Source organism: Halanaerobium sp. ST460_2HS_T2 (assembly GCF_003337665.1).
In the GTDB taxonomy this organism is placed as follows: domain Bacteria; phylum Bacillota; class Halanaerobiia; order Halanaerobiales; family Halanaerobiaceae; genus Halanaerobium; species Halanaerobium kushneri.
Genome location: NZ_QPJF01000026.1, coordinates 1 through 25,882, shown reverse-complemented (window position 1 = coordinate 25,882; position 25,882 = coordinate 1). Strand labels below are relative to the sequence as shown.

Sequence of the window (25,882 nt, the reverse complement as noted above, 5' to 3'; positions counted from 1 at the left end):
TATGTTACAAACCGATAAAATTAAATTTAGTTATAATCAGGAAGAAATTTTGAAGGGGATAGACCTGCAGATTAAATCTGGGTCATTTATAGGAATTATTGGTCCCAATGCTTCGGGAAAATCAACTTTATTAAAAAACATGAGTAAAACTTTACAGGTGGATAGTGGCACAGTATATCTTAATCATAAGCTTTTAAATGATTATAGTTCCTTAGAACTGGCCAGGAAAATGGCAGTTGTTCCTCAAAATACAGAAGTTAGCTTTAATTTTAATGTTTATGATATTATAATGATGGGGAGGCATCCTTATCAAAAGCGGTGGTCTGGAATCAGTAAGAATGACAAAAAAATTGTAAATGAGGTAATGGAGGTTACTGATACTTTTAAATTAAGAAGTAAATTGATTAAAGAACTTTCTGGTGGAGAAAGACAGCGGGTTATAATCGCTAGGGCGCTGGCACAGAAGCCTAATATTTTATTGCTGGATGAGCCAACTTCAAGTCTTGATATTAATTATCAAGCTGAAATTTATGATCTTTTGAATTATTTAAATCAAAAGTGGGACTTAACAATAATTACAGTATCTCATGATTTAAATTTGACCGCTCAGTATTGTGAGCAACTAATTTTGCTTAATGAAGGGGAAATTTTTGCTTCCGGATCTGCAGAAGAAGTTTTAACCGAGGAAAATATTAGAGAGGTCTATAAAGCAGAAGTTTTAATTAAATCTAATCCACTTTCTGATAAACCATTTATTACTCTGATTCCGGAAGTTAATAAATTCAAAAAAAAGAAAGAAAAAAAAGAATTTAAGATCCATATTATTGCAGGTGGTGGTACTGCTAAAAAATTTATTTATAAATTAGATAATCTTGGCTATCGGCTAAGTATAGGAGTTTTAAATATAGGGGATGCTGACTGGCAGGTGGCACGAGAACTGGGAGTTGAAATTGTCGAAGCACCTCCATTTATTGATATTTCTGATAATGAAATCAAAAGAAATAAAGAACTTATCGAGAAATCTGATTTAATAATTTTAAGTGATCTGCCTTTTGGTCATGGTAATATTGCCAATTTGGAAGTTTTGCTTGATTATGCTAATAAACCTAAAATTTTATTTTCTAATTTGAATATAGAAAAAAGAGATTATATTAAAGGAAAAGCAGAAAAGATCTGGAATAAATTATTAGAGGAAGATGATAATATAGTTTTATTAAATGATAAAAGTCAATTGATTTCAGAAATAAAAAAATTAGAAAATTAGAGATGGGGATGTAATTATGATAAAAGCTGCAGATTTAGAAAATGAGTACTTTTTAGTTTTGATTCCAGGGAAAGAACTTGTAGAAACAGCTTCTCAGGTGCAAAAAATAGTTTCCGAACACTACAACCTTTATCCCGATCAAATATATCCGCAGCTTCATATAACAATTGATAGAATAGTAAAAAACAAGGCAGAGAAAGCCGAAAAAATTCTTGCTGAGAGAGTAAAGGAATTTGATAAAATTGAGATTGAAGTAGACCGCTTTAGCTGTATTAAATTTTCTGATCAGCACCAGCTGGTACTGGAGGTTAATGAGACAGAATCCTTAACAAAATTTTCGGAGGCAGTTCACCAGAGTTTAATTGATGAGGGGATTTCGACAATTGAAAATTATGATGAGTGGATGTTTCATATTACAATAATAAGTAATATTTTTGCTGAGAATCCAATTCCAGTAGATGAGCTGACCGAAATTTGTTTGTTTATGGAAGGAATGTCACGTCCTCTTTCAGCAGCGGCTGAAAAATTGGAAATCTGGAGACCAACATTAGACCCAGTTGAAAAAGTTATAGCAAGTTTCAATTTAAATTAAAATTTATGGTTAACTTAGTGATAATTTCAATGTTACTAAGTATATTATATGAGGAGTGATAATTATGGCAGACGAAATTAAGGGATTTATTTTTGATCTTGATGGTGTAATTACGGACACTGCAGAATATCATTATAAAAGCTGGCAGAAGTTGGCTGATGAAGAGGATTTATTTTTTAATAGAGAAGTAAATGAGCAATTACGCGGTGTTTCCAGAATGGAATCACTGGAAATTATCCTGGATGGTAAAGAGGTTCCAGAAGAACAAAAAAAGGAATGGACAGATCGAAAAAATAGCTATTATCAAGATTATTTAGAAGAAATTACTAAAGATGATATATTAGATGATATGGAAGAAAAACTAATGAAGTTGAAAAAAGATGGATATAAACTGGCAGTTGGTTCTTCCAGTAGAAATGCGAAAAAAGTTTTAAAACATTTGCAAATTACAGACATCTTTGATACAATTGCAGATGGACATAGTGTAGAAAATGCAAAGCCTGCTCCTGATTTATTTTTATATGCAGCAAAAAATTTAGGTTTGAAACCTGAAGAATGTGTTGTTTTAGAAGATGCTGAGTCTGGTGTAGAAGCTGCTCTGGCTGCTAAGATGAAAGCTGTTGGAGTTGGCCCAGAATCAAGAGTTGGTAAGGCTCATCTGGTTTATGCCAATGTTGGCGATATTGATTTTGATGAGATTTTAAAAAAACTATAAAAAATTCAAATAAAAAGAAGGAATTTTAGAGTCTGTAGCGAATAGTAATAATAAGAGTTAATTATTATTACAGGCTCTTTTTTTCTTCAGCGTTTCGCAAGCGCTTGCGTAAATTGCGCAGGTTGCTAAAACTGGAGGCATAAAGATGCAGATTACTCTAAAAGATATTGCCCGAATGGCCGGTGTAGCAGAATCAACAGTTTCTAGAGCTTTAAATGATAAGCCAGGAGTAGGGAAAGAAACTAGGTTAAAAATTTTGAAAATTGCAAAGGAAAATAATTATCGTCCTAATCAACTTGCCAGAGGACTTGCAGCCAAGAAAACGAATATGATTGCAGTTATTCTAGCTGAAATGGATAGTCCTGGTAATATTGAGATTGTAAAAAGTATTGAAAAGGCTGCAGAAAAGCGTGGTTATCAGATAATACTTTGTAACACTAATAATCAGGAAGATAAAGAAGAATCTTATCTTTCGCTTTTAGAATCAAATCAGGTCGATGGGGCAATATTTATCGGCGGAAAACTGGTAGGTAGTCATCTTTTAAAAGCCAGTTTTAGTCAGGATAATAGAATTGTACTGGTAAATAGACTTGCCGAGGAGAATTTTTTCACTTCAGTTTTAACTGATTACAGTCAGGGATTATACAAAGCTGTAGAACATTTGTTAAAAGAAAATTTCAAAAAAATAGCCCTTGTCTGTGGTAACAGAGATAATTTAGTTGAAGAAGAAAAGATTAGTGGCTATAAAAATGCACTCAGAGATTCAGGTTTAGAGGTCAATGAGGAACTTATTTTTTCAACTGCTAATAACAGACAGGCTGGTTATAATGTTTTTCTAGAAATTATTGAAGGGGATGTAATTCCTGATTCATTTATTTCTACCAGAGAATTAACGACAATTGGTCTGGTAGAAGCAATTAAAATGGGAGGATATTTTATTCCTGATGATTTTGCGGTAGTTGGTTATGGTGATAATATTTTAACTTCAGTAATTGATCCTCCACTGACAGTTTTAGGTGAACCGGTGGAGAAGCTGGGTAAAAGTTCTCTAGAATTTTTACTGGAATTGATTAATGAAAAAATGGACAGTCAACAAATTAAGGTTTTAACTCCCGAATTAATTATTAGGGAGTCATCAATATCAAAATACAATTAATATTAAGAGGAGGATTTTTTAATGGCAAGTGTAACTTTAGAACATATTTATAAGCATTTTGGTGATTTTACAGCGGTTAAAGATCAGAACTTAGAGATTAGAGATAAGGAATTTGTTGTTTTAGTAGGACCTTCTGGTTGTGGTAAATCTACAACATTAAGAATGATTGCCGGTCTGGAAGAGATTAGTGAAGGTACTTTAAAAATTGGTGATCAGGTAGTTAATGATGTAGCACCTAAGGACAGAGACATCGCGATGGTTTTCCAGAACTATGCACTTTATCCACATATGAATGTATATGATAATATGGCTTTTGGACTTAAATTACGTAAATTCCCTAAAGATGAAATTGAAAGACGTGTCCAGGATGCTGCTGATATTTTAGGCATTGAACAGTTATTAGATAGAAAACCTAAACAGTTATCAGGTGGTCAGAGACAGCGTGTTGCTTTAGGCCGTGCAATTGTACGTGAACCTAAGGTGTTCTTAATGGATGAGCCACTATCCAACCTTGACGCTAAACTGAGAGTTCAGATGAGAACTGAGCTATCTAAACTTCATGATCGTCTAAAAACAACAATGATTTATGTAACCCATGACCAGACTGAAGCGATGACAATGGGAGATAGAATTGTTGTACTTAAAGATGGGGTTGTTCAGCAGGTAGCAGATCCATTAACACTTTATAATAAGCCAGTTAATATGTTTGTAGCCGGTTTTATTGGCTCACCAGCTATGAACTTTATGGATGCTAAGATTGAAAAAGAAGGAGATACTTATTATCTTGAAGGTGATGGTGCATTCAAGATTCGGATTCCTGACGATAAGGAAGATTATATTAAGGATTATGTAGATAAAGATGTAGTTTTTGGTGTTAGACCAGAAGATATTGTTGATACCCAAATTACTCATGATTTTGAAGTTGCAGAAGATAATACATTTAATGCTGATGTAGAAGTAGTAGAACCTATGGGTTCTGAAATTTATCTCTACCTGGCTGAAGAAGGTCATTCTTTAATCGCCCGTGTAGAAGCTGAAAGTACTGCAGAAGTTGGAGATACAATTGCTCTTGGAATTGATCTGAGAAAAATCCATGTATTTGATGCTGAAACAGAAGAATCAATTTTTTAAATAAAGAGAGAAAAATAGAATATTAGATTACTAAAGCAGTCGAATTATTAAATTCGACTGCTTTTTTTGATTAATTACCAATTTTAAAGTATAATTACAACTGTAATCATAATTAATCTATAGAGGGAGGAATTAAAAATGCCTCGCCAGAGAAAGGATTTTTTGTTAAATCCTGTTGTCATTACTCTTGTTGTAGTTATAGCAGTAATTGCTGCCTTTAATTTTTATCAGAATATGGCTAAAATAAACCACCTTGAAAATCAGATCCAAAAAATTGAAGCTGAGATTGCAGAAGCTGAAGCTAAAAATCAGAAGTTAAAAGAACAATTGGAAAATAGTGATAGTCATGAATATATAGAAGAAGTTGCTAGAGAAAAATTAGGTCTGGTAAAACCGGGTGAGAAAATGTTTATTCCGGTTGAAGAAAATGAAGATGAAGATGAAGATTCCAAACAAAAAAAATAAAATATTTGATATTTTAATCATTTTATAAATAAAAGAATTTTATATAAAGGAGTTTTTTGATGTCAGAGTATATTAAAATAGATTTATTTGAAGAGGCTGCTGAAGAATTAAATTTTAAAAAAGGAAATATTAAAGCGACAGTTGAACTTTTGGATTCAGGAAATACAGTTCCCTTTATTGCCCGCTATCGGAAAGAAATGACTGGTAGTCTAGATGAAGAAGAAATTAGAGAAGTTGCGGAAAAAATTGATTATTTGCGGCGCTTAAATGAACGAAAAAATGATGTTGCAGCAGCAGCAGATAAACAGGATAAATTAAATGAGGAAGTTTTGAATAAGCTTAAAAAAGCTGATACTTTGCAGGAAGTCGAAGATTTATATCGACCTTTTAAGGTTAAAAAACAGACAAAAGCCGCCAGAGCAATCGCCAGGGGGTTAAAGCCAGTTGCCGAGCTGATTTTTAGTCAGCAGAAATCTGAGTTAGAAATTAAAAAAGAAGCAGAAAATTATCTTGATCCAGAAAAAGAACTAACAGAAATAGAAGAAGTTCTCAGTGGAGCCGAAGATATTATTGCTGGGGACGTTTCTGATAATGCTGATCTGCGTAAAAAGTTAAGAAATTTTGTTTTTAAGACTGCTCTAATTGTTTCTGAACAAAAAAATGAGGATGAAGAGGGAAAATATCAGGATTATTATGAATTTAAGGAATCAATTAATAAAATTCCACCCCATAGAACTCTGGCATTGAATAGAGGCGAAAATGAAGAGGTTTTGAGGGTTAAAATAGAAGTTGATGATCAAAAAGCTATTGAGATGATTTATGATTTCTATGACTTTGATAATAGGAATAGTGATAGTTTTGATCATTTAATTAATGCGGTTGATTATGCTTATAAAAGGCTTGTTTTTCCTTCTCTGGAAAGGGAAGTTCGTAATCATTTAACTGAAAAAGCAGAAGTGAAGGCTATTAATAATTTTTCCACTAATTTAAGATCTTTATTAATGCAGCCTCCGCTGGAAGGAAAAAAAGTGCTTGCTATTGATCCGGCATTTAGAACTGGCTGTAAACTTGCAGCTTTAGCTGAAGATGGAAAGCTGCTGGAAACAGGAGCTATTTATCCTCATCCACCTGTTAATAAAGCTGGAGAAGCTGCTGCTGTGGTGGCAAATTTAGTAAAAAAATATTATATTGACTTAATTGTAATTGGTAATGGTACTGCCAGTCGAGAAACGGAAAGTTTTGTAGCAGAACTAATAAAAGGAGGCATGGATGTAGAATATACTATTGTCAGTGAGGCTGGAGCTTCAGTTTATTCTGCTTCTAAACTGGCAAGAAAGGAATTTCCAGATTTAGATGTTTCGATTAGGGGGGCTATTTCAATTGGACGTAGAATTCAGGATCCACTGGCTGAACTGGTTAAAATTGATCCCAAATCTCTGGGAGTAGGTATGTATCAACATGATATTTCTCAAAAGAATCTGGAAAAAGCTCTCAATGAGGTTGTTGTTGATGCAGTTAATCATGTTGGAGTTGAAATAAATACAGCTTCAGCAGCTCTTTTAACCTATGTTGCTGGAATCAGCTCCAATAATGCGGATAAAATTATTGAACATCGCAGTCAGGAAGGAAAATTTAAAAAGCGGAAGGAATTGCTTGATGTTTATGGTTTTGGCCCAAAAACATATGAGCAGGCAGCAGGATTTATACGTCTTGATTCAATAGAAGACCCATTTGCTTTAACTCCTATTCATCCAGAATCCTATCAGGCAGCAGAGAAGATATTAGCTAATATTAATTATAATGTAGGAGATATTAGAGACAGAGAAAAATTAAGTAAGATTAGAGAAAAATTGGTCGAAATCGATTTGGCTAAAACAGCTTCAGAGCTGGAAATTGGTCTGCCAACAGCTAAAGATATTGTAGCAGCTTTAAAACAGCCAGGGCGTGATCCTAGGGACTCAATGCCAGCTCCTATCTTCCGTAAAGATATCTTAAAAATAGAAGATATTGAACCGGGAATGATTTTTAAAGGTAAGGTGCGAAATATAGTCGATTTTGGTGCATTTGTCGATATTGGTTTAAAACAGGATGGTTTGCTTCATATTTCTGAGATGAGTCAGATGTATGTTAGTGATCCTTTTGAAATTGTTGAAATCGGACAGAATATAGAGGTTAAAGTACTTGATGTTGATCAAAAACGTGGTAGAATTTCTTTAACTTTAAAATTCTAGAAAATTTTAGCCTATATATTTGACAGTTCTAATGTAATTAAGTTATAATGGGTACAATATTAATATCTAGGGAGGAATTTTTTAAGCATGTCCATTGAAGTTGGAAGTATAGTTGTAGGAGAAGTTACTGGGATAACAAATTTTGGTGCTTTTGTTGAATTGGAAAGTGGAGAGACTGGTCTGGTTCATATTTCTGAGGTTGCCAATACTTATGTCAAAGATATTAGTAATTTCCTTAAAGAAGGGGATGAAGTTAAGGTTAAAGTTATTAATGTCGATGATGACGGGAAAATTGGCCTTTCCATTAAACAATTAGAGGATCCAGATGACCGCATTGATCATGCTCCAGAAATGTCATTTGAAGAAAAAATGGATCGTTTCTTAAAGCAGAGCAGTGAGCGTCAGCAAGATCTAAAAAGCAGAGAGGCAAAAAACGGCGGAAGCTCTAAATAAATATTTGCCAATTTTTATTAACTTTTTAAACATCCTTTAATTCGTTTAAGGGGTGTTTTCTCTTTTTTAATGCATAAATTTTGAACAATTTAAGGGGAGCAGTAATTATGGATGATCATAAAATAGTAGAAATTCAGTTAGATCGAGAAATTAATAATTTTATAAAAACTGCTCATTATTGTCCTTTTGGGTATCCGGCAGTGATTACTGTTGCACCATTTATTAATGAGATTGTGGCTCCAACTATTTACTGGCTTAGCTGTCCATATTTAAATTATGAGGTTGATAGACTGGAGGCAGAAACTGATTTGATTTCTGAACTGGGAAATAAATTAAAGTCTAATTCAGAATTTAAAATGTCAATGGAGGCAGCACACCGTAGATATGCTGAGAAAAGATTGCATTTATTATCTAAGGAAGAACTGGAAAAAGCCAGGATAGTTTCTGAGGATTTATATAAAATGCTAATTGAATCAGGAGTTGGTGGAATTAGAGAAAAAGAAGGAATTAAATGTTTACATACTCATCTTGCTGATTTTCTGGTAGCAAATTCTAATCCGGTCGGAAAAATTGTTTTTAGTAGGGTTGATTGGCCTAAAAACTGTAAGATTTGCACGGAAAGGATTGATGAATTTGAGAGCAGCAGCAATTGATATTGGTACAAATTCATGTCGGTTACTGATTGGGGAAAACAATGAAAAAAACTCTTTTAAAATTCTGATCAGGGAATTAGAAATAACTAGATTGGGTGAGGGAGTAGATCAAAATAGAAAATTAAAAACAAGTGCTGTTCAACGGGTGGTTAAGGCTCTAAAAAAGTTTAGACTTATTATAGATCAATTTCAGGTCGAAAAGGTTAGAGTTATTGGCACCAGCGCACTTAGAGATGTTGATAATGCTGACTTACTTAGTTCCAAACTACAGGAAATAAATTTTAAACTTGAGATAATAAGTGGTAAAAAGGAAGCTGAGCTGAATTATGTAGGTGCAGCAGCCAGTTTAGACACTGATTTTTTATTAATTGATATTGGTGGAGGAAGTACGGAATTTATCTGGCCTGAAGAATCAGATATAAATTTTAGGAGCCTTGATATTGGTTGTGTAAGAATGACTGAAAAATTTGTTTCTGATCCAGAAGCTGAGTTTGAAGAAGCTTCTTTCAATAAAATTTATAATTATGTGGATGAATTTTTAAGTTCTCATTTACAATTTGATAAAAATTTGAAGATTAGAGGAGTTGGCGGGACAATTACTACCATGGCAGCAGTTAAACTGGGTCTTAAAGAATATAACAGTAGTAAAATTGAAGATTTAAAGATAAATATCAGTGAATTGGAAAAAATAATTAAAAAATTAAGTAGCCTGAAATTAAAAAAGCGGCAGAAAGTCAGGGGGTTACAACCTCAGAGAGCAGATATTATAATAGCTGGTCTTATTATTTTAAAAACTATTTTAGACTATGTTGATAGTAAAGAATTATCCGTTAGTGATCATGATTTGCTCTATGGTTTAGTAAAAGAAGAATTAACTACTTAAAATGCAGGTTTAGTTTTATCTATCTGGAAATATAAAACATAGCTATTTTTTGGAGGCTTGTTAATGGAGGCTAAATTTAGAAATTATATTATTAAAAACAATTTGCTTGATAATTGCAAAAAGCTACTGCTTGCAGTTTCTGGTGGACCCGATTCGTTAGTAATGCTGGAGCTTTTTTCTAAATTGAAAGAGGACTTTGATTTAGAAATAGCTGTAGCTCACCTTGATCATATGCTGAGAAAAGAGTCAGCAGCCGAGGCTAAGTTTGTTAAAAATTATACTGAAAAAAAGGGTTTTGATTTTTTTGCTAAGCAGGTCAACTTACCTGCTTTAATAAAGAAAAATAATTCTTCGATAGAGGCGATGGCCAGAGAAATAAGACTTAATTTTTTTAAAAAGATTATCAAAAACTATAATTATGATTTACTTGCTCTTGCTCATCATAGAGACGATCAGGCGGAGACAGTTCTTTTAAATTTATTTAGAGGAAGTGGTCTGCAGGGATTAAGTGGGATTAAAGCTAAAACAGAGGTAAAAGGAATAAAGATTATTCATCCTCTGCTTGAATTTAGTAAAGCTGAAATACTTAGCTACTGTCGTAAAAATAATTTAAAGCCACGCTTTGATAGTAGTAATAATGAAGATGTTTACAGCAGAAATATTATTAGAAATAAAATTTTTCCTCTGGTAGAGAAAAAAATTAATAAAAATGCAAGAGAAGTCATTGCGCGTAATAGTAATTTAATTGCAGCTGAAAATAAATTCTTGCAAAAAATTGCTTTAAAAGAGTATAATAATATATTAAATAAGGAAGAAAAAAATACGATAAGTGTTGATTTCAATAAATTTATTAAGCTTGATCAGGTTTTACAGCGGAGAATTTATAGACATATTTATAAAAAATTAAATAATAATCTGGATGATTTCTATCTTGAACATATTCGTGAAATTGAAAAATTAATTCAGGATAAAAAAACTGGAAGAGGAATTGATATTGCTGCTGATATTAGAGTTGAGATAAGCTATTCCAATCTTATTTTTTTAAAAAAAGAAAATATGGAAAAAGAAAATATGGATAAAATAAAGTATGAACCAGAAAAGAAACTGAAAATAGATCAAGAACGGATTTTAGAAAGTAAAATTTTAGATATCAATGATTTTTCTTTTACTAATGATTCTCTGGTTGCGGCATTTGATTATGAAAAATTAAATTTACCTTTATTTTTAAGGAATAGAAAGCCAGGCGATAGTTTTAAACCACTTGGAATGTCAGGACATAAAAAAGTTAAAGATATTCTAATTGATCAGAAAGTTCCCAAACCGAAAAGAGATGATCTACTGCTGGTTGTGGATTCAAACGATAATATCCTCTGGCTGGTTCCCTATAAAATTTCTGATACATATAAAATTACTAAAGAAACAGATAAGGTTTTAATTTTGAAATTAAAATATAATTAGGAGGATAACAATGGGACAAAATACTGTTTTTGCTGACGACATTAAAGAGGTAATTATTGATGAGGAAGAATTAAAGCAGAGGATTTCAGAATTGGGAGAGGAAATCACAGCTGGTTATGAAGAAGATGATGATATTGTAATGCTCTGTATTTTGCGAGGTGCAGTTCTTTTTATGGCTGATCTAGCAAGAGAAATAGATTTGCCGGTGGTTTTTGATTTTATGGATGTTTCAAGTTATGGAGCATCTACAGAGTCATCAGGTGTTGTAAGAATAATTAAAGATATGGAAGAAAATATTGAAGGTAGACATCTTTTAATTGTAGAAGATATCATTGATACTGGTCGTACCCTTAAACATGTTGTTGATATGTTAGAAACTCGTGATCCAAAAAGTATTAAAGTAGTGACTCTTTTAGATAAACCAGATAGAAGGGTTCAAAAAGAAATTGATGCTGATTTTAATGGTTTTGAGATTCCGGATAAGTTTGTTGTTGGTTATGGTCTTGATTTTGCAGAAAAATATCGAAATTTATCATTTATAGGTGTTTTAAAGGAAAAATTATATATATAATACTCAGCGGCTTAAAGAATAGTATTTATATTCTAATGGAAATTTAATATTAATGGTTTATAATATAGTTTAGCTGAGGTAATAATTTAAGTATATATAATAAAAAAATTAGCTCAGATTGAAGGCCATTTCGTTTACAAAATATAAATATTATGTTATAATATTTTACTGTATATGATTTAAGTCGTAGGGGAGGTAAATAAATTTGAATAAGTTTGTTAAAAATATAGGATTTTATTTAATTCTGATTGCTATATCAATTTTAGTTGCTCAATTTTTTATGCAGCAGGGACCGTCTACCATGGAAGATTTTACTTACACAAATCTTTTGCAGGAGGTAGAGGCCGATAATATTAATCAGGTAACAATTATTGGTAATCAGGAAGTGACAGGTACAATTAATAATAAGAATTTTAGAGTTCCCGTTCCACCCGAGGCAATTCCATCTTTAATGCAGGAATTGCGAGCTGGTGATGTTAATATAAAAACTGAACCCCAGCCAACAACACCCTGGTGGATCAATATTTTAAGTTATATTTTACCTGTTGTAATTTTAATTGTCGCCTGGGTTTTTATTATGCAGAAAATGCAGGGTGGCGGCAGCAAGATGATGTCATTTGGTAAAAGTAAGGCTAAATTGAATGAAAGTGATGTTAAGGTAACCTTTGATGATGTTGCTAATTATGATGAGGTTAAAGAGGAATTACAGGAAGTAATTCAATTTTTAAAGAAGCCTGATAAGTTTACAGAACTGGGTGCCGAGGTTCCAAAAGGAGTTTTAATGGTTGGTCCTCCAGGAACCGGTAAGACATTAATGGCAAAGGCAGTAGCTGGAGAAGCAGGTGTACCATTCTTCTTTATCAGTGGTTCTGATTTTGTTGAAATGTTTGTTGGTGTAGGTGCATCCAGAGTCAGAGATTTATTTGAAAAAGGTAAAAAGAATTCCCCCTGTATTATCTTTATAGATGAACTTGATGCAGTGGGACGTCAACGTGGAGCCGGTCTTGGTGGTGGGCATGATGAACGTGAACAAACATTGAACCAGCTTCTGGTTGAAATGGATGGATTTGAGCCAAATGAAGGAATTATTTTAATGGCTGCAACTAACCGACCTGATGTTCTGGACCCCGCTTTATTAAGACCTGGTCGTTTTGATCGTCAGGTAATGGTAGATAAACCTGATAGACTGGGAAGACAAAAAATACTGGAGATTCACGTAAAGGATAAACCTTTGGGTGATGATATTGATTTAGAGGTTCTTGCTAAAAGAACACCTGGTTTTACGGGAGCAGATATGGAAAATCTGGCCAATGAGGCTGCTATTTTAGCTGCCCGTAGATCAAAACAGATTATCGCAATGAAAGAATTTGATGATGCTATTGATAGAGTAATTGCTGGACCTGCAAGAACCAGTAAGGTAGTTTCTGAAGAAGAGAAAAATCTTGTTTCCTATCATGAAACGGGACATGCTCTTCTGGGTGAACTTCTGGAGCACGCTGATCGTACCCATAAGGTTACAATTATTCCGCGAGGTAGAGCAGGTGGATTTACTGTACCCTTACCATCGGATGATCAGAACTTTATGACCAAAGGGCAGCTTTTAGATAAAGTAACCAGCCTAATGGGAGGACGAGCTGCAGAGGCTATTTTCCTGGATGATATTAGTACAGGAGCTCAAAATGATATTGAGCGAGCAACCCAGATTATTAGAGCCATGGTAACCGAATATGGAATGAGTGAAAACTTAGGCCCATTAACTCTTGGTCAGAAGCATGATCAGCAGGTATTTCTGGGTAGAGATATTTCACGACAGAGAAATTACAGTGAAGAAGTTGCTGCTCGCATTGATAAAGAGATTAGTAAAATGGTTGAGGAGTGCTACAGTAAAGCAGAAAGACTGCTTAGAGAAAATTCTGATACAGTAGAAAAAATTGTTTCTGCCCTAAAGGAATATGAAACCTTACATGCAGATCAGATTAAACGTCTGATGAGAGGTGAAGAAATTACTGGAGATCCAGACAAAGATAGAATTGAAGAAGATGATTCTGATGGAGATCAAGAAAAACAAGAGAGTATAATCACTACTTTTGAACCTGAACCTCAGAATGGGTAAAGACAATCTAGAAATATATTATTTTAGACGACCAGCTGTTTACAGCTGGTCGTTTTTTGCATTGTTATTCTTTTACTTTTAATTTTATTATCGAACTGCTATAATAAAATTCAATAACGAAATTCGATAATGAGGTGTTATTATGGAAAATAAAATTCTAAGAAAACTTTTTCTGGCTTTTATGAGAATCCATATTCTTTATCATGCCAAAAAAGAGCCATTTTTTGGTCTCTGGATGATTAAAGAGTTAAAAAGTCATGGTTATAATATAAGTTCTGGTACTCTTTATCCCATCCTACACTCCATGGAAGCTGATGGAATCTTGAGCAGTGAAGAAAAAACTATTGAGGGAAAGGTCAGAAAATATTACAGCCTTACAGAAAAAGGAGAAGAAGTTTTAATAGAAGTTAAGGCAAAAACAATTGAATTATCAAATGAAATTGTGGATTAGGGGGGCTATATATGTTTGAGTTAAAAAATGTTAAATATAAAAATATTTTAGATATCGAAAAAGTTAAGCTTAATAAAAATTTTGTTACAGCAATTTTGGGCAGCAGTGGTGGTGGAAAAACTACTTTTTTAAAACTACTGAATAATATGATATCAGCTGACCAAGGAGAGATATTTTTTAAAAATAAAAATATCGAGAATTATGAGCCTGTTGCTTTAAGAAGAGAGGTTGTAATGCTGCCCCAGGATCCGGCGATATTTAGAGGGAGTATCAGAGATAATTTTCAAATAACTGAAAAAATTGCTGAGAATGGGAGTTCTAAAAATATAAATTATAAGGATCTTTTAAAAAAGGTTTCTTTAAACAAAAACTTAAGTGATAATGCCGATAATTTATCCGGTGGAGAAAAACAGCGTCTTGCTCTGGCTAGAGTCATGCTTCTGGAACCAGAGGTGCTGCTTTTAGATGAGCCTTCGTCTTCTCTTGACAAAAAAACAGAAGAAAAAATTATTCAAATGGTAGTTGATTATGTTCGAGAAAATGATAGGACATTAATTATGGTTACTCACAGTCCGGAGATAGCTGAAAAATATGCTGACAGAATAATTAATATAGAAAAGGGTAGAATTGTAAGCTGGAAAAATTGATTTACTATTGAATTTTTTTGAGGAGGGAAGTTTATGGAGAATGATATTATAAATATTCAATTACTACAGCTGGTATTTGCTTATATTTTTGTTTTAGTTTTGCTTTTTATTGTCAAAGAAAAAAAGATTGGGCATAAAGCAGAAATTTTACTGGCTTCTGTTAGAATGACCATTCAGTTAGTTGCGGTAGGATTTATTTTGGAATATGTTTTTGCAAATCAAAATCCATATTATAGTTTATTAATTCTGCTGATTATGGAAATCTTCGCAATATATAATATCTATGGTAGGGTTAATTCTGAAATCTCTAAAAAGTTGAAGGGCATAATAGCAGGCTCAATGTTTCTAGGTACCTCAATAAGTATTTTTTTCTTTGTTCTGGTAGTAGTTAGACTGGATCCCTGGTTCAGAGCTGATTATTTTATTCCTTTATCTGGAATGTTGATTGGAAATTCAATGACTGGTATTTCTCTGGGGGTTAACCATTTAATAAATGGATTTAAAGATAACAAATCATTGATAGAAAATTATTTAATGCTGGGTGCTGAACCGGAAACAGCTGTTAAAGAGATAAGTAATCGAGCTTTTTATAATGCAGTGCTGCCAACAATTAATTCGATGATGGGAATGGGAATTGTATTTTTACCCGGAATGATGACCGGGCAGATACTTGCTGGTGCCTCTCCGATAATTGCCATTAAATATCAAATTGCAATTATGATGGGTATTCTAGGAAGTGTAACATTAACTGTGTTTTTTATGGTAAACCGAGGAGCGAAAACATTTTTTAATTCAAGAAAGCAGCTGAGATTATAATTTCAAAGAAAATTTAAGTGAAATAAATATCAAAGCAGGAATTAATTAAATTACATTGAAATATTATAATAAGAATTAAGTATAATTTAAATTTTCAAACAAATTATCCGAGGGGGAAATATAGTGAAAAGTGATATTCAAATTGCTCAGGAAGCTAAAATGAAAGAAATTACCGAAATTGCTACCCAGATTGGTTTAGAGGAAGATGATCTGGAATTATACGGCAAGTATAAGGCAAAAGTGAAACTGGATGTACTCAAAAGACTTTCTGATAACTCTGATAGTAAACTGGTTCTTGTGACTGCGATTACACCGACACCGGCTGGAGAAGGAAAAACAACAACTACAGTGGGGTTGGGGCAGGCCCTGAATCGAATTGGTAAAAATGCTGTGATTGCAATCAGAGAACCTTCCTTAGGCCCGACAATGGGAATTAAAGGTGGTGCGGCAGGTGGTGGTTATGCCCAGGTTATACCCATGGAGGATATCAATCTTCATTTCACTGGAGATATCCATGCGATTGGAATAGCGCATAATTTATTGGCTGCAGCTATTGATAATCATATTAAACAGGGTAATGAATTAAATATTGATCCAACTCAAATCACTTTTAAACGTGCGGTGGATATGAACGATCGAGCGCTTAGAAACACAGTAGTCGGACTGGGTGGAACTAAAAATGGTCAGCCCCGTGAAGATGGATTTTTAATAACGGTTGCTTCGGAGATTATGGCAATTTTATGTCTGGCCAATGATTTAATGGAATTAAAAGATAAACTCGGTAAGATTGTAATTGGTTATACTTATGATGGGGAAAGTGTAACGGCTCATGATTTAAAAGTAGAGGGAGCAATGACTGCTTTATTAAAAGATGCTATTAAACCTAATTTAGTTCAGACTTTAGAAAACACACCTGCTTTTATTCATGGAGGACCATTTGCAAATATTGCTCATGGATGTAATAGTGTTATGGCCACTAAATTTTCAATGAAACTTGGTGATATAACAGTTACTGAGGCTGGTTTTGGTGCTGATCTAGGTGCCGAGAAATTTTATAATATTAAATCCAGATTTGCTGATTTGAAACCTGATGCTACAGTGTTAGTTGCGACTATCAGAGCTTTAAAAATGCATGGTGGGGTAGAAAAAGATAATCTGAAAGAAGAGAATTTAGATGCTCTGGATAAAGGAATAGAGAATTTGGAAAAACATATAGAAAATGTTAATAAGTTTGGTGTACCCACAGTTGTTGCAATTAACAGATTTCCAGATGATACTGAAGCTGAGTTAGAATTAGTTAGAAAGAAATGTGAAGAATTGGGAGTTAATGTCGCCTTATCTGAAGTTTGGGCTAAAGGTGGAAAAGGCGGTGAAGAACTAGCCAATGCTGTTGTAGATGTTCTTGAAAATGAAGAAAGTAAGTTTGAATTTCTTTATGATGAAAAGGCTCCAATTAAAGAAAAAATTGAGACCATTGCTACTGAAATTTATGGGGCAGATGGTGTTGATTATAGTGATACAGCACTGTCTCAAATAAAGAAATATGAAAAACAGGGTTATGCAGAAATACCAGTTTGTATGGCAAAAACGCAGAGCTCGATTTCTGATAATCCGAATTTAAAAGGACGTCCCAGTGGTTTTAGAATTAGTGTTAAGGAAATTAATCTTTCGGCTGGTGCAGGCTTTTTAGTTGTGATGACTGGTCCAGTATTAACAATGCCCGGTCTGCCAAAGAGACCTTCAGCTGAAGACATTGATATTGATGCTGACGGAAAAATTTCTGGATTGTTCTAAATAACTTTAAAAAATTATGTGAATGGGTTATAATATAAATAATGAAATATAGTGATAGAGTAGGCAGGAGGCGTAGAGTGTTCAGAGATGGGACGTTGCTCTGAAACGAAAGCTTTTAGCTGCGGTCTCCCTGTCGCGTCCGCTGTCACCAAAGTCTCCTCTTTCTTTGGTGCAGATTAGAAACTATCATCTAACCAGAGAGGGGGGAGGTGTAAAAAATGAAAATAAGCACAAAAAAGATTGCTTATCTATCTTTCTTAACGGCTTTGACAATTATTTTAACCCGAATATTAAGTATCAGGATTCCAATTGCAGGTGTTGAAGGTGTCCGAATTGGTTTTGGAGCTTTGCCTATAATTTTTGCAGGTGTAGCTTTTGGTCCTGTTGCTGGAGGTATTGTGGGTGCACTTGGAGACCTGCTTGGTTATTTTATTAACCCGATGGGAGCTTATATGCCGCACTTTACTTTTACTTCATTTTTAACAGGCTTTATCCCGGGATTTATGGTGTTTTATGTACTCAAGCGCTGTAGAACATTACCGGTTATATTTATTTCAGTAGCTGTTGGACAGTTAATTTCTTCTTTGATTTTGGTACCGTATTTTATTAACACTTTATTTGGAGTTCCCTTTACAGTATTAATGCCTCCAAGACTGATTAGTCAGTTGATTAATATACCTCTTTATGCATATTTTATCAAAGTTCTTTTAAATTATGATGCTGTTAAAGTTCGTGAAATCAAAGCAGGAACGAGCTGCTGACATAAAATTAAATAAGAATCTAAAGGGCCCTTTTTGGGTCCTTTTTCTAGGAGAATTAATAATGGAAAAATATAATAATTTTAATCAAAATAAAATACAGGACAATCTTAAAAATAATATAAGCAGAAAAACTATTCTAAAAATTTATGATAAAGTTGATTCGACTAATAATCAGGCAAAAGACTTAATTGAGAGCTCCATTGCTGAACTAAAATTGTTAAAAAATGATAAATTATTTGTATTTGCAGCGGACTCTCAACTTGCGGGTCGAGGGAGAAGAGGTCATAGCTGGCTTTCCTCGGATCCTGCCAGTATGGCAGTTTCTTTTCTCTTTAAACCGAATTCTAATACTGATAAAATCCCACAAATTACGGCAGCAGCAGCACTTGCCGTTCAGGATACTTTTAACTTTTTTGATTTAAAAACTGTTATAAAGTGGCCCAATGATATTTTGGTTGATCATAAAAAAATTTGCGGCATCTTATCAGAATTAGTATTAAATAGAAAAAACGAAGCTTTTGTAGTAGTTGGCTGTGGGATAAATTTAAATAATGAATTTTTTGCTTCTGAAATTCAAGCAATAGCAACTTCTTATTATTTGGAAAAAAACAAAAAAATAAATAAGAATATATTTCTAGCCAGATTAATAGAAAAAATAGAAACTCATATTACTAATTATTTCTCTGGTAGCAGAGAAAATATTATTAATAAATGGAAAAAAAGATTAAATCTAACTGGTAAAAAAATTGATTTTATTCATAATGGAGAAAAACAGACTGGGTTTATTAAAGAAGTACTTGATAGTGGTAATTTATTAGTTGTTTTAGCAGATGGTAGAGAGAAAGAATTACAATCTGCTACTACATCTTTAGATTATCAGAGTCTGAGTAAATATAATGATTGATTCTGGAAAGGAGAGAAAATGAACTTTAAATTATTAGTAGTTTTATTAGTTTTTTTCTTATTCATTTCTTTTTCTGTATCAGCTCAATATCTGGAAGTGGCTCTGGTTAGTGATGTTGGTGGTTTTGGTGATAAAAGTTATAATGATCAATTAAGAAAATCTTTGATTAAGGTTAGTGAAAATTCAAATTTAAAACTTGAATTTAGAGAATCAAATTTAATGACCGAGTATCAAAGTAATATTAATTATTTTGCAGAAAATGATTTTGATTTAATCTGGGGAGTTGGTTTTACAATGGAGCAGGCGATTAAGGAAGCCGCTCAGATGTATCCAGAGACTAATTTTGTATTATTTGATGGGGTAGTGGAAGAGAAAAATGTTATGTCGATGATTTTTAATAAAGAGGAAGAAGCTTTTCTGGCCGGGATTGTCGCTGCTCTGACAAGTAATAGTTCAAAGGTTGCATTTGTTGGAGGTCAGGATACCCGAACAATGAGACTCTATCAGTTGGGTTTTAAAGCTGGAGCTGATACTGTTAATTCCGGGGTGGAAGTAATTAGCCGTTATGTTGGGAGTTTTAATGATTTTTCTGCAGCCAAAGAGATAAGTTCTGAATTAATAAATGAGAATGTTGACCTGATTTTTTACGCCGCAGGTGCTGCTTCCCGCGGGATAATAGATACAGCTATCGAAGAAGATATTAAATTGATTACCCTAGATTCTGCTGATATAAGCCTTGCTCCAAATAATATAATAACTGCAGTTTTGAAAAATACTGATTATTTGGTTAAACAGCTTATAGAAAATTTTGGTAATGATAATTATAACAGTGAAATCAGAGAATATGGTCTGGATGATAATGCTTTTATTCTGGAACAGAATCAGCTATCTGATATGCTGGATGAAGAAAAAATCAAAAGAATAGAAGAATATAAACAGCAGTTTCTTGCTGGGGAAATTGAATTACCTTCAGTTCCTTAGTTTAAGAATCTAGACTAAGTTTTGACTAATAGTCAAAAAACCATTTAAATCCTATTGATTCTGTGATAAGATAAAATAGAATAAAGTTTAAAATATTTTTAGGAGTGATAAATTGAGATTACCTGAATTAAAGATTGCTGATTTAAGAGCTAAACTTCCTATTATTCAGGGAGGCATGGCAATTAGAGTTTCGATGGCGGAACTGGCTGCAGCTGTTGCCAATGAAGGTGGTATTGGAGTAATTGGTGCTTCAGTTATGACACCTCAAGAATTGAAATCGGAAATCAAAAAAGCGCGAAAATTAAGTGATGGTATAATCGGTGTAAATATAATGTTTGCTGCTAAGGGTTTTGGTGAACTATTAAAAGCCTCAGTTGAAGCAGGTATAGATTGTATTATTTCGGGAGCTGGTTTTTCTCGGGATATGTTTGGTGTTGGGAAAGAATATGATACTCCGGTGATTCCTATTGTTTCTTCTCTCAAGCTGGCAAGGATTTCTCAGAAACTTGGAGCATCTGCTGTAGTGGTTGAAGGAGGAAATGCTGGTGGTCATCTTGGAAGTGATGAGAATAGTTTCGATTTAGTTAAAAAAATTGCTGGTAAAGTTGATATACCTGTAATTGGAGCTGGAGAAGCAGTAACTCCTGCAGATATTGAAGCGATGTTTAAGCTTGGTGTTGATGGAGTTCAGATGGGAACAAGATTTTTGGCAAGTAAGGAGGCTTCGGTTTCGGAAAAATTTAAGAAATTATGTGTTAAAGCCTCTTCTGATGATGTTATGAAGATTATGAGTTCTGTTGGTTATAAGGCCAATGCGATCAAAACTAGATTTTCGGAACTTATTAAGGCTGGAGAAGCTCCTCCACCTGCTAATTGTACAGATTGTTTGAAAAGCTGCACCAAAAAATTCTGTATTAAAGATGCTTTAATTAATGCTAAAAATGGAGATATGGAAAACGGAGTATTTTTCACTGGAGCTGGTATCGGCAGAGTTAAAGAAATTTTGTCTACTAAAGAAATTTTCCAGGAAATAAAAGATTACTTTAATGCTTAGTAGAGATTTGACATCTGGCTGCAGTTTGGTTTAATATAAAGCTGCAGCTTTTAAATATTTAGCTGCTTTTTTAGATAAGCCTGTAAGTATTATGGGGTTGATCAAATACAAATCAATAAGGGGCAGAAAAAATGATTTTAACAATGGATATTGGTAATACTAATACAGTTTTGGGTTTATATCAGGATGAGGATTTAAAAACTCACTGGAGAATTTCTACAGATAGAAATAAAACGCCAGATGAATATGGAATGCTATTTAAAAATTTATTTGAATCAGCAGGTATTAATAATGATGCGGTAAATTCAATTATTATTTCAAGTGTTGTACCACCAATTTTAAGAATTTTAAAGAAAACAGCCTATCGTTATTTTGATGTAAATCCATTAGTCGTTGGGCCTGGGGTTAAAACCGGAATGAATATTAAAACAGATAACCCAAAAGAGGTTGGAGCTGATCGAATAGTTAATGCTGTTGCGGCAGGGCACCTATATGATGGTCCCCTGATAATTGTTGATTTTGGAACCGCTACAACTTTTTGTGCAGTTTCGGCCAGAGGGGAGTATCTTGGAGGATCTATTGCCCCGGGGATTGGAATTTCAGCAGAAGCACTATTTAGTCAATCTGCCAAGTTGCCCAGAATTGAGTTGATTGAGCCAGGGAAAGCCATAGGTAAAAATACAATTGATGGAATGAAATCTGGAATAGTCTATGGTTTTGTTGGCCAGGTTGAATATCTGGTTAAAAAATTCAAACAGGAGCTCTCTGAAGATGCTGTTGTTATAGCTACTGGTGGGCTTGTAAGTTTAATAGCTGCCGAGACTGATTCTATTGATTATGTAGAACCATTCTTGACTTTAAAAGGTTTAAAATATATTGCTGATATAAATGGAATGGGATCTTAAGATGAAGATAAATGATTTAAAAATTGAACCGGCTGTTTTTTTGGCTCCCATGGCTGGAGTAAGTGATTATCCTTATCGGAAATTGATCAGGGAAATGGGAGTTGAACTTCTTTATACAGAGATGGTTAGTGCTAAGGGTTATGAGTATGGAAATAAAAGAACTGCAGAATTAATAGAGTTTGATAAATCGGAAAACGGTAAAATAGCTGTCCAAATTTTTGGTGAAGAACCGGAATTTATGGCCCGGGCTGCTGCAGGCATTGCTGAAGAATATGATGTGGATATCATTGATATTAACATGGGATGTCCTGCCCGGAAAATTGTAAAAAATGGTGCGGGTTCAGCCCTAATGAAAGATTTGGGACTGGCTGCTAAAATTATAAAATCTACTGTTCAGGCCGTAGATATTCCGGTAACTGTTAAGATGCGAAGTGGTTGGGATGCTCATAATCTAAATGCAGTTGAACTGACAAAAATTGCAGAGAAGGCAGGAGCTGCTGCTGTAGCTATTCATGGTAGAACCAGGAATCAATTTTACAAAGGTGAGGCTGACTGGAGTATAATTAAAGATGCAGTTGAGATGGTAGAGATTCCAGTTATTGCTAATGGCGATATTTTTTCTGCCGAAGATGCTAAAATGGTTTTTGAACAGACCAATTGTGAGGGAATAATGATTGGCCGAGCAGCTCAGGGATATCCCTGGATTTTTAAAGAAGTAATTAAATATTTAAAAACTGGAGATTTAATTGAAGCACCTTCTTATTCAGAAAAGATTGAAATGGCTATTAGACATTTAAAACTTGCAGTTGATTATTATGGTGAAAGTCATGGAGTTCCAATTATGCGTAAACATATTTCCTGGTATTTAAAAGGACTGCCAAATGCCAGTGAAATGAAAAATAAAGTTAATCAGATTACTGATTTGAATAACTTAATTGAATTATTAAAAGCTTATCGGAAATCCTTTAGTATGTAGATTAATTGAAGTGATTAGATAATCCTGCTTGACAATAAAAGTAAAGTTATTTATAATAATTAATAATTGTAGACTTATAGTGGTGTCAGGTATAAATACCTGGCACACTTTCGTGTTGGGCTGTATTGCTGGCCCATTCGGCACTTTTATATATATTAGACAATTTCGACAATTCGAAAATTAAAATTCAACGAGAAAGTAGAGGGAGATATTTATGGCAGATCAGGTAATGTTGACTGAAGAAGGTTTTGAAAAATTAGAAAATGAATTAGAATATTTAGAAACAGAAAAGAGACGTGAGGTTGCAAAGCGGATTAAGGTTGCTCGTGAATTTGGAGATATCAGTGAGAATTCCGAATATGATGATGCAAAAAATGAGCAGGCCTTTGTAGAAGGTAGAATTCAGGAAATAAAAAATATGCTTAATAATGCTCATGTAGTTAAAGATGAAGAAGTAACTGATAAAAAAGTTAATCTTGGAACTACAGTTATGCTCCACGACCTTGATAGTGATGAAAAAATCAGCTATACTTTAGTTGGTTCAGCAGAAGCAGATCCTTTAAATTATAAAATTTCCAATGAATCACCTATTGGTAAAGCTATTTTAGGACATGCGATTGGAGATGAGGTAACTGTGGAAACTCCTGCTGGGAAAGTTGATTATGAGATTATTTCAATTAAGAAGGCTAAACATTAATAAAAGTTATTAGATTTATTTATAAAAATTATTAAATTTGCAAGAAATAGAGTTGGTACTCTATTATAATTAAATAAGGAGTTGGATATTTATAATGAGTGAAAATATGCTCGAAGATATGAATGAGTTAATGTTACAGAGGCGGGAAAAGTTATCTCAATTGAGAGAAGAACGCAAAAAGGCTTTTGCCGAAAAATATGAAGTTACTCATCATGCAGCTGAAGTAGAAAATAATTTTGAAGAATTAGAAGAAACAGAAGTTAAATTAGCCGGTCGTCTGATGGCAATTCGTACTCACGGTAAAGCAAGTTTTGCTGATGTAATGGATATGAGTGGGAAAGTTCAATTATATGTTAAACAAAATAATATTGGCGAAGACCGGTACGAGTTTTTTCAGGATTTAGATCTTGGAGACCTGGTTGGTATTACCGGAACTGTTTTCAAAACTAATAGAGGTCAAATTTCAATTAGAGTTTCTTCTTTTAAACTTTTAACCAAATCTTTAAGGCCTTTACCCGAAAAGTTTCACGGTCTAAAGGATAAAGATATACGTTATCGTCAGCGTTATCTTGATTTAATTGTTAATCCTGATGTTAAAGAAACTTTTGTTATTAGAAGTAAAATAATTAAAGAAATGAGAAGATATCTGGAAGAAAAAGGATTTTTAGAAGTTGAAACTCCGATGATGCATCCCATTGCTGGGGGAGCAACTGCTCGACCTTTTGTAACCCATCATAATACTTTAGATATGGATTTATTTTTAAGAATTGCACCAGAACTCTATCTTAAAAAGTTAATTGTTGGTGGCTTTGAGAAGGTATTTGAAATAAATAGAAACTTTCGTAATGAAGGTATGTCCTATAAACATAATCCTGAATTCACTACTATGGAACTTTATCAGGCCCAGGCAGATTATTATGATATGATGGAACTTACTGAAAATCTGATTAACCATTTAGCAGAAGAAGTTCTTGGGGCAGAAAAAGTTGAATACGAAGGAACTGAGCTTGATTTTACTACTCCCTGGACTAGAATTACTATGGTTGAGGCCGTCAAAAAGTATGCAGACGTTGATTTTACTGAATTTGACACAGCAGAAGAAGCCTATAAGGCTGCAGCATCAGTAGGAGTTAAACCTGAGGAAGGACTATCCTACGGTGAAGTTCTTAATGAAGTTTTTGAAGAAAGAGTTGAAGATAAATTAATTCAACCAACTTTTATAATGGATTATCCAATTGAGGTATCACCACTGGCTCAAAAAATAGAGGACGATCCTCGTTTTACCTATCGTTTTGAAGCCTTTGTTTATGGACGGGAAATTGCCAATGCTTTTAGTGAGTTAAATGATCCTGAAGAACAGAAGCGCAGATTTGAAAAACAGGTAGAAATGCGTGAAGCTGGTGATGAAGAAGCTCAGATGATGGATTATGATTTCATAAGAGCACTGGAATATGGTATGCCGCCTACAGGTGGATTGGGGATTGGGATTGACCGCTTGATTATGTTGTTAACAGATTCCAGTTCTATTAGAGATGTTATTTTATTCCCTACTATGAGACCGGAGAGTAATGAGTAATTAAAATTATAAAATAAAACCGGGAATCAGACCCGGTTTTATTTTTCTTACTTATTTAACTAAATATTCAGTTAAATAAGTATTCAATAAATAAGTATTCAATCAAAATATAAGGGGTGTTGCTAATGTTTAAAAAGATTTCAATTAAAACTAATAGCAAAGTAGAATTTATTGATATTACAAAGGATATACAAAAGGCAGTTAAGGAAACTGAGTTTGAGTCTGGTTTGCTTCAAATTCATATACCACACACAACTGCAGCAGTGACTATCAATGAAAATGCTGACCCTGATGTTACAGAAGATATCAAAAAAGAGATAAATAAAATAGTACCCTTTAATGATAATTATGCACATTTAGAAGGTAATTCAGCTGCTCATATTAAGTCAAGCTTATTTGGTGTTGACCAGAGTATTATAGTGAAAAATAAAAAATTATTGCTTGGAACCTGGCAGGGAATTTACTTCTGTGAATTTGATGGTCCTAGAAGCAGAAATATTTACTTAAAAATAATAAAAGATTAATCGTGTTTTTTTTGCTTTAAACTCTTGACAAAAAAGAGGATTGATGTTAAGATAATGTATGTCGCTGAAAAGTTGAAACATTAACTTTTCCGGCCGACAAAATTATTTTAA

General features: G+C 33.6%; 26 protein-coding genes and 1 riboswitch. All 26 genes read left to right on the top strand.

Going from position 1 to position 25,882, the window contains the following annotated elements; translation table 11 throughout:
* The first annotated feature begins 1 nt into the window (after position 1).
* Positions 2-1,264 (top strand): heme ABC transporter ATP-binding protein, encoded by a 1,263-nt coding sequence (locus DFR80_RS12200; protein WP_114490122.1) that lies wholly within the window; start codon positions 2-4, stop codon positions 1,262-1,264.
* A 16-nt stretch (positions 1,265-1,280) separates the two neighbouring features.
* Positions 1,281-1,856 carry a 2'-5' RNA ligase family protein gene (locus tag DFR80_RS12195; RefSeq protein WP_076546141.1) on the top strand — a complete coding sequence of 192 codons (576 nt, stop codon included), beginning with the start codon at positions 1,281-1,283 and terminating at the stop codon, positions 1,854-1,856.
* Between the two features lie 64 nt (positions 1,857-1,920).
* Entirely contained in the window at positions 1,921-2,571 is a 651-nt protein-coding gene (gene pgmB, locus DFR80_RS12190) for a beta-phosphoglucomutase (RefSeq protein WP_114490121.1), read from the top strand.
* Positions 2,572-2,716: 145 nt separating this feature from the next.
* Positions 2,717-3,727: a LacI family DNA-binding transcriptional regulator gene (locus DFR80_RS12185; RefSeq protein ID WP_076546139.1), complete on the top strand. Its 1,011-nt coding sequence runs from the start codon at positions 2,717-2,719 to the stop codon at positions 3,725-3,727.
* 21 nt (positions 3,728-3,748) lie between these two features.
* Complete coding sequence (locus DFR80_RS12180; RefSeq protein ID WP_076546138.1) at positions 3,749-4,858, top strand: ABC transporter ATP-binding protein; 1,110 nt, start codon at positions 3,749-3,751, stop codon at positions 4,856-4,858.
* A 138-nt stretch (positions 4,859-4,996) separates the two neighbouring features.
* On the top strand, positions 4,997-5,323 hold the full coding sequence (locus tag DFR80_RS12175; RefSeq protein ID WP_076546137.1) for a septum formation initiator family protein: 327 nt from the start codon (positions 4,997-4,999) through the stop codon (positions 5,321-5,323).
* A gap of 59 nt (positions 5,324-5,382) precedes the next feature.
* Complete coding sequence (locus tag DFR80_RS12170) at positions 5,383-7,554, top strand: Tex family protein (protein ID WP_114490120.1); 2,172 nt, start codon at positions 5,383-5,385, stop codon at positions 7,552-7,554.
* A gap of 87 nt (positions 7,555-7,641) precedes the next feature.
* On the top strand, positions 7,642-8,007 hold the full coding sequence (locus DFR80_RS12165) for a S1 RNA-binding domain-containing protein (protein WP_076546136.1): 366 nt from the start codon (positions 7,642-7,644) through the stop codon (positions 8,005-8,007).
* 107 nt (positions 8,008-8,114) lie between these two features.
* Entirely contained in the window at positions 8,115-8,660 is a 546-nt protein-coding gene (locus DFR80_RS12160) for a DUF501 domain-containing protein (protein WP_076546135.1), read from the top strand.
* On the top strand, positions 8,635-9,543 hold the full coding sequence (locus tag DFR80_RS12155; RefSeq protein WP_233493854.1) for a Ppx/GppA phosphatase family protein: 909 nt from the start codon (positions 8,635-8,637) through the stop codon (positions 9,541-9,543). The genes DFR80_RS12160 and DFR80_RS12155 overlap by 26 nt, the downstream gene beginning before the upstream one ends.
* Positions 9,544-9,606: 63 nt before the next feature.
* The gene (gene tilS / locus DFR80_RS12150; RefSeq protein WP_114490118.1) at positions 9,607-11,001 is read left to right on the top strand and encodes a tRNA lysidine(34) synthetase TilS; all 1,395 of its coding nucleotides are present in this window, start codon (positions 9,607-9,609) and stop codon (positions 10,999-11,001) included.
* A gap of 10 nt (positions 11,002-11,011) precedes the next feature.
* Positions 11,012-11,572 (top strand): hypoxanthine phosphoribosyltransferase, encoded by a 561-nt coding sequence (gene hpt / locus DFR80_RS12145; RefSeq protein ID WP_076546183.1) that lies wholly within the window; start codon positions 11,012-11,014, stop codon positions 11,570-11,572.
* 205 nt (positions 11,573-11,777) lie between these two features.
* On the top strand, positions 11,778-13,685 hold the full coding sequence (ftsH, locus tag DFR80_RS12140; RefSeq protein WP_076546184.1) for an ATP-dependent zinc metalloprotease FtsH: 1,908 nt from the start codon (positions 11,778-11,780) through the stop codon (positions 13,683-13,685).
* Positions 13,686-13,827: 142 nt separating this feature from the next.
* Positions 13,828-14,136 (top strand): PadR family transcriptional regulator, encoded by a 309-nt coding sequence (locus DFR80_RS12135; protein ID WP_076546185.1) that lies wholly within the window; start codon positions 13,828-13,830, stop codon positions 14,134-14,136.
* Between the two features lie 11 nt (positions 14,137-14,147).
* Entirely contained in the window at positions 14,148-14,783 is a 636-nt protein-coding gene (locus DFR80_RS12130) for an ATP-binding cassette domain-containing protein (RefSeq protein ID WP_076546186.1), read from the top strand.
* A gap of 33 nt (positions 14,784-14,816) precedes the next feature.
* Positions 14,817-15,599 (top strand): iron export ABC transporter permease subunit FetB, encoded by a 783-nt coding sequence (gene fetB / locus DFR80_RS12125; protein ID WP_076546187.1) that lies wholly within the window; start codon positions 14,817-14,819, stop codon positions 15,597-15,599.
* 123 nt (positions 15,600-15,722) lie between these two features.
* A complete protein-coding gene (locus DFR80_RS12120) occupies positions 15,723-17,393 on the top strand; it encodes a formate--tetrahydrofolate ligase (protein WP_076546188.1) in 1,671 nt (556 codons plus the stop codon).
* A 53-nt stretch (positions 17,394-17,446) separates the two neighbouring features.
* A riboswitch (THF riboswitch) is annotated at positions 17,447-17,540 on the top strand.
* Between the two features lie 71 nt (positions 17,541-17,611).
* On the top strand, positions 17,612-18,154 hold the full coding sequence (locus DFR80_RS12115) for a folate family ECF transporter S component (protein WP_114490117.1): 543 nt from the start codon (positions 17,612-17,614) through the stop codon (positions 18,152-18,154).
* 61 nt (positions 18,155-18,215) lie between these two features.
* Positions 18,216-19,058 carry a biotin--[acetyl-CoA-carboxylase] ligase gene (locus DFR80_RS12110; protein WP_076546190.1) on the top strand — a complete coding sequence of 281 codons (843 nt, stop codon included), beginning with the start codon at positions 18,216-18,218 and terminating at the stop codon, positions 19,056-19,058.
* A gap of 18 nt (positions 19,059-19,076) precedes the next feature.
* Positions 19,077-20,039, top strand: coding sequence for a BMP family ABC transporter substrate-binding protein (locus DFR80_RS12105; protein ID WP_076546191.1), 963 nt, complete (start codon positions 19,077-19,079; stop codon positions 20,037-20,039).
* A 112-nt stretch (positions 20,040-20,151) separates the two neighbouring features.
* Positions 20,152-21,093 carry a nitronate monooxygenase family protein gene (locus tag DFR80_RS12100; RefSeq protein ID WP_076546192.1) on the top strand — a complete coding sequence of 314 codons (942 nt, stop codon included), beginning with the start codon at positions 20,152-20,154 and terminating at the stop codon, positions 21,091-21,093.
* A gap of 131 nt (positions 21,094-21,224) precedes the next feature.
* The gene (locus tag DFR80_RS12095; protein WP_076546193.1) at positions 21,225-21,998 is read left to right on the top strand and encodes a type III pantothenate kinase; all 774 of its coding nucleotides are present in this window, start codon (positions 21,225-21,227) and stop codon (positions 21,996-21,998) included.
* A 1-nt stretch (position 21,999) separates the two neighbouring features.
* Positions 22,000-22,974 (top strand): tRNA dihydrouridine synthase DusB, encoded by a 975-nt coding sequence (dusB, locus tag DFR80_RS12090; RefSeq protein ID WP_076546194.1) that lies wholly within the window; start codon positions 22,000-22,002, stop codon positions 22,972-22,974.
* 214 nt (positions 22,975-23,188) lie between these two features.
* A complete protein-coding gene (gene greA, locus DFR80_RS12085; RefSeq protein ID WP_076546195.1) occupies positions 23,189-23,671 on the top strand; it encodes a transcription elongation factor GreA in 483 nt (160 codons plus the stop codon).
* A gap of 94 nt (positions 23,672-23,765) precedes the next feature.
* A complete protein-coding gene (gene lysS / locus DFR80_RS12080; protein WP_076546196.1) occupies positions 23,766-25,247 on the top strand; it encodes a lysine--tRNA ligase in 1,482 nt (493 codons plus the stop codon).
* Positions 25,248-25,372: 125 nt separating this feature from the next.
* Entirely contained in the window at positions 25,373-25,771 is a 399-nt protein-coding gene (locus DFR80_RS12075) for a secondary thiamine-phosphate synthase enzyme YjbQ (protein WP_076546197.1), read from the top strand.
* Positions 25,772-25,882: the final 111 nt, after the last annotated feature.

Bases quoted from the DNA above. Each gene is read 5' to 3' on its own strand.
- DFR80_RS12200 (WP_114490122.1), top strand. From the start codon at position 2: ATGTTACAAACCGATAAAATTAAATTTAGTTATAATCAGGAAGAAATT.
- DFR80_RS12195 (WP_076546141.1), top strand. From the start codon at position 1,281: ATGATAAAAGCTGCAGATTTAGAAAATGAGTACTTTTTAGTTTTGATT.
- pgmB (WP_114490121.1), top strand. From the start codon at position 1,921: ATGGCAGACGAAATTAAGGGATTTATTTTTGATCTTGATGGTGTAATT.
- DFR80_RS12185 (WP_076546139.1), top strand. From the start codon at position 2,717: ATGCAGATTACTCTAAAAGATATTGCCCGAATGGCCGGTGTAGCAGAA.
- DFR80_RS12180 (WP_076546138.1), top strand. From the start codon at position 3,749: ATGGCAAGTGTAACTTTAGAACATATTTATAAGCATTTTGGTGATTTT.
- DFR80_RS12175 (WP_076546137.1), top strand. From the start codon at position 4,997: ATGCCTCGCCAGAGAAAGGATTTTTTGTTAAATCCTGTTGTCATTACT.
- DFR80_RS12170 (WP_114490120.1), top strand. From the start codon at position 5,383: ATGTCAGAGTATATTAAAATAGATTTATTTGAAGAGGCTGCTGAAGAA.
- DFR80_RS12165 (WP_076546136.1), top strand. From the start codon at position 7,642: ATGTCCATTGAAGTTGGAAGTATAGTTGTAGGAGAAGTTACTGGGATA.
- DFR80_RS12160 (WP_076546135.1), top strand. From the start codon at position 8,115: ATGGATGATCATAAAATAGTAGAAATTCAGTTAGATCGAGAAATTAAT.
- DFR80_RS12155 (WP_233493854.1), top strand. From the start codon at position 8,635: ATGAATTTGAGAGCAGCAGCAATTGATATTGGTACAAATTCATGTCGG.
- tilS (WP_114490118.1), top strand. From the start codon at position 9,607: ATGGAGGCTAAATTTAGAAATTATATTATTAAAAACAATTTGCTTGAT.
- hpt (WP_076546183.1), top strand. From the start codon at position 11,012: ATGGGACAAAATACTGTTTTTGCTGACGACATTAAAGAGGTAATTATT.
- DFR80_RS12135 (WP_076546185.1), top strand. From the start codon at position 13,828: ATGGAAAATAAAATTCTAAGAAAACTTTTTCTGGCTTTTATGAGAATC.
- DFR80_RS12130 (WP_076546186.1), top strand. From the start codon at position 14,148: ATGTTTGAGTTAAAAAATGTTAAATATAAAAATATTTTAGATATCGAA.
- fetB (WP_076546187.1), top strand. From the start codon at position 14,817: ATGGAGAATGATATTATAAATATTCAATTACTACAGCTGGTATTTGCT.
- DFR80_RS12115 (WP_114490117.1), top strand. From the start codon at position 17,612: ATGAAAATAAGCACAAAAAAGATTGCTTATCTATCTTTCTTAACGGCT.
- DFR80_RS12110 (WP_076546190.1), top strand. From the start codon at position 18,216: ATGGAAAAATATAATAATTTTAATCAAAATAAAATACAGGACAATCTT.
- DFR80_RS12105 (WP_076546191.1), top strand. From the start codon at position 19,077: ATGAACTTTAAATTATTAGTAGTTTTATTAGTTTTTTTCTTATTCATT.
- DFR80_RS12095 (WP_076546193.1), top strand. From the start codon at position 21,225: ATGATTTTAACAATGGATATTGGTAATACTAATACAGTTTTGGGTTTA.
- dusB (WP_076546194.1), top strand. From the start codon at position 22,000: ATGAAGATAAATGATTTAAAAATTGAACCGGCTGTTTTTTTGGCTCCC.
- greA (WP_076546195.1), top strand. From the start codon at position 23,189: ATGGCAGATCAGGTAATGTTGACTGAAGAAGGTTTTGAAAAATTAGAA.
- lysS (WP_076546196.1), top strand. From the start codon at position 23,766: ATGAGTGAAAATATGCTCGAAGATATGAATGAGTTAATGTTACAGAGG.
- DFR80_RS12075 (WP_076546197.1), top strand. From the start codon at position 25,373: ATGTTTAAAAAGATTTCAATTAAAACTAATAGCAAAGTAGAATTTATT.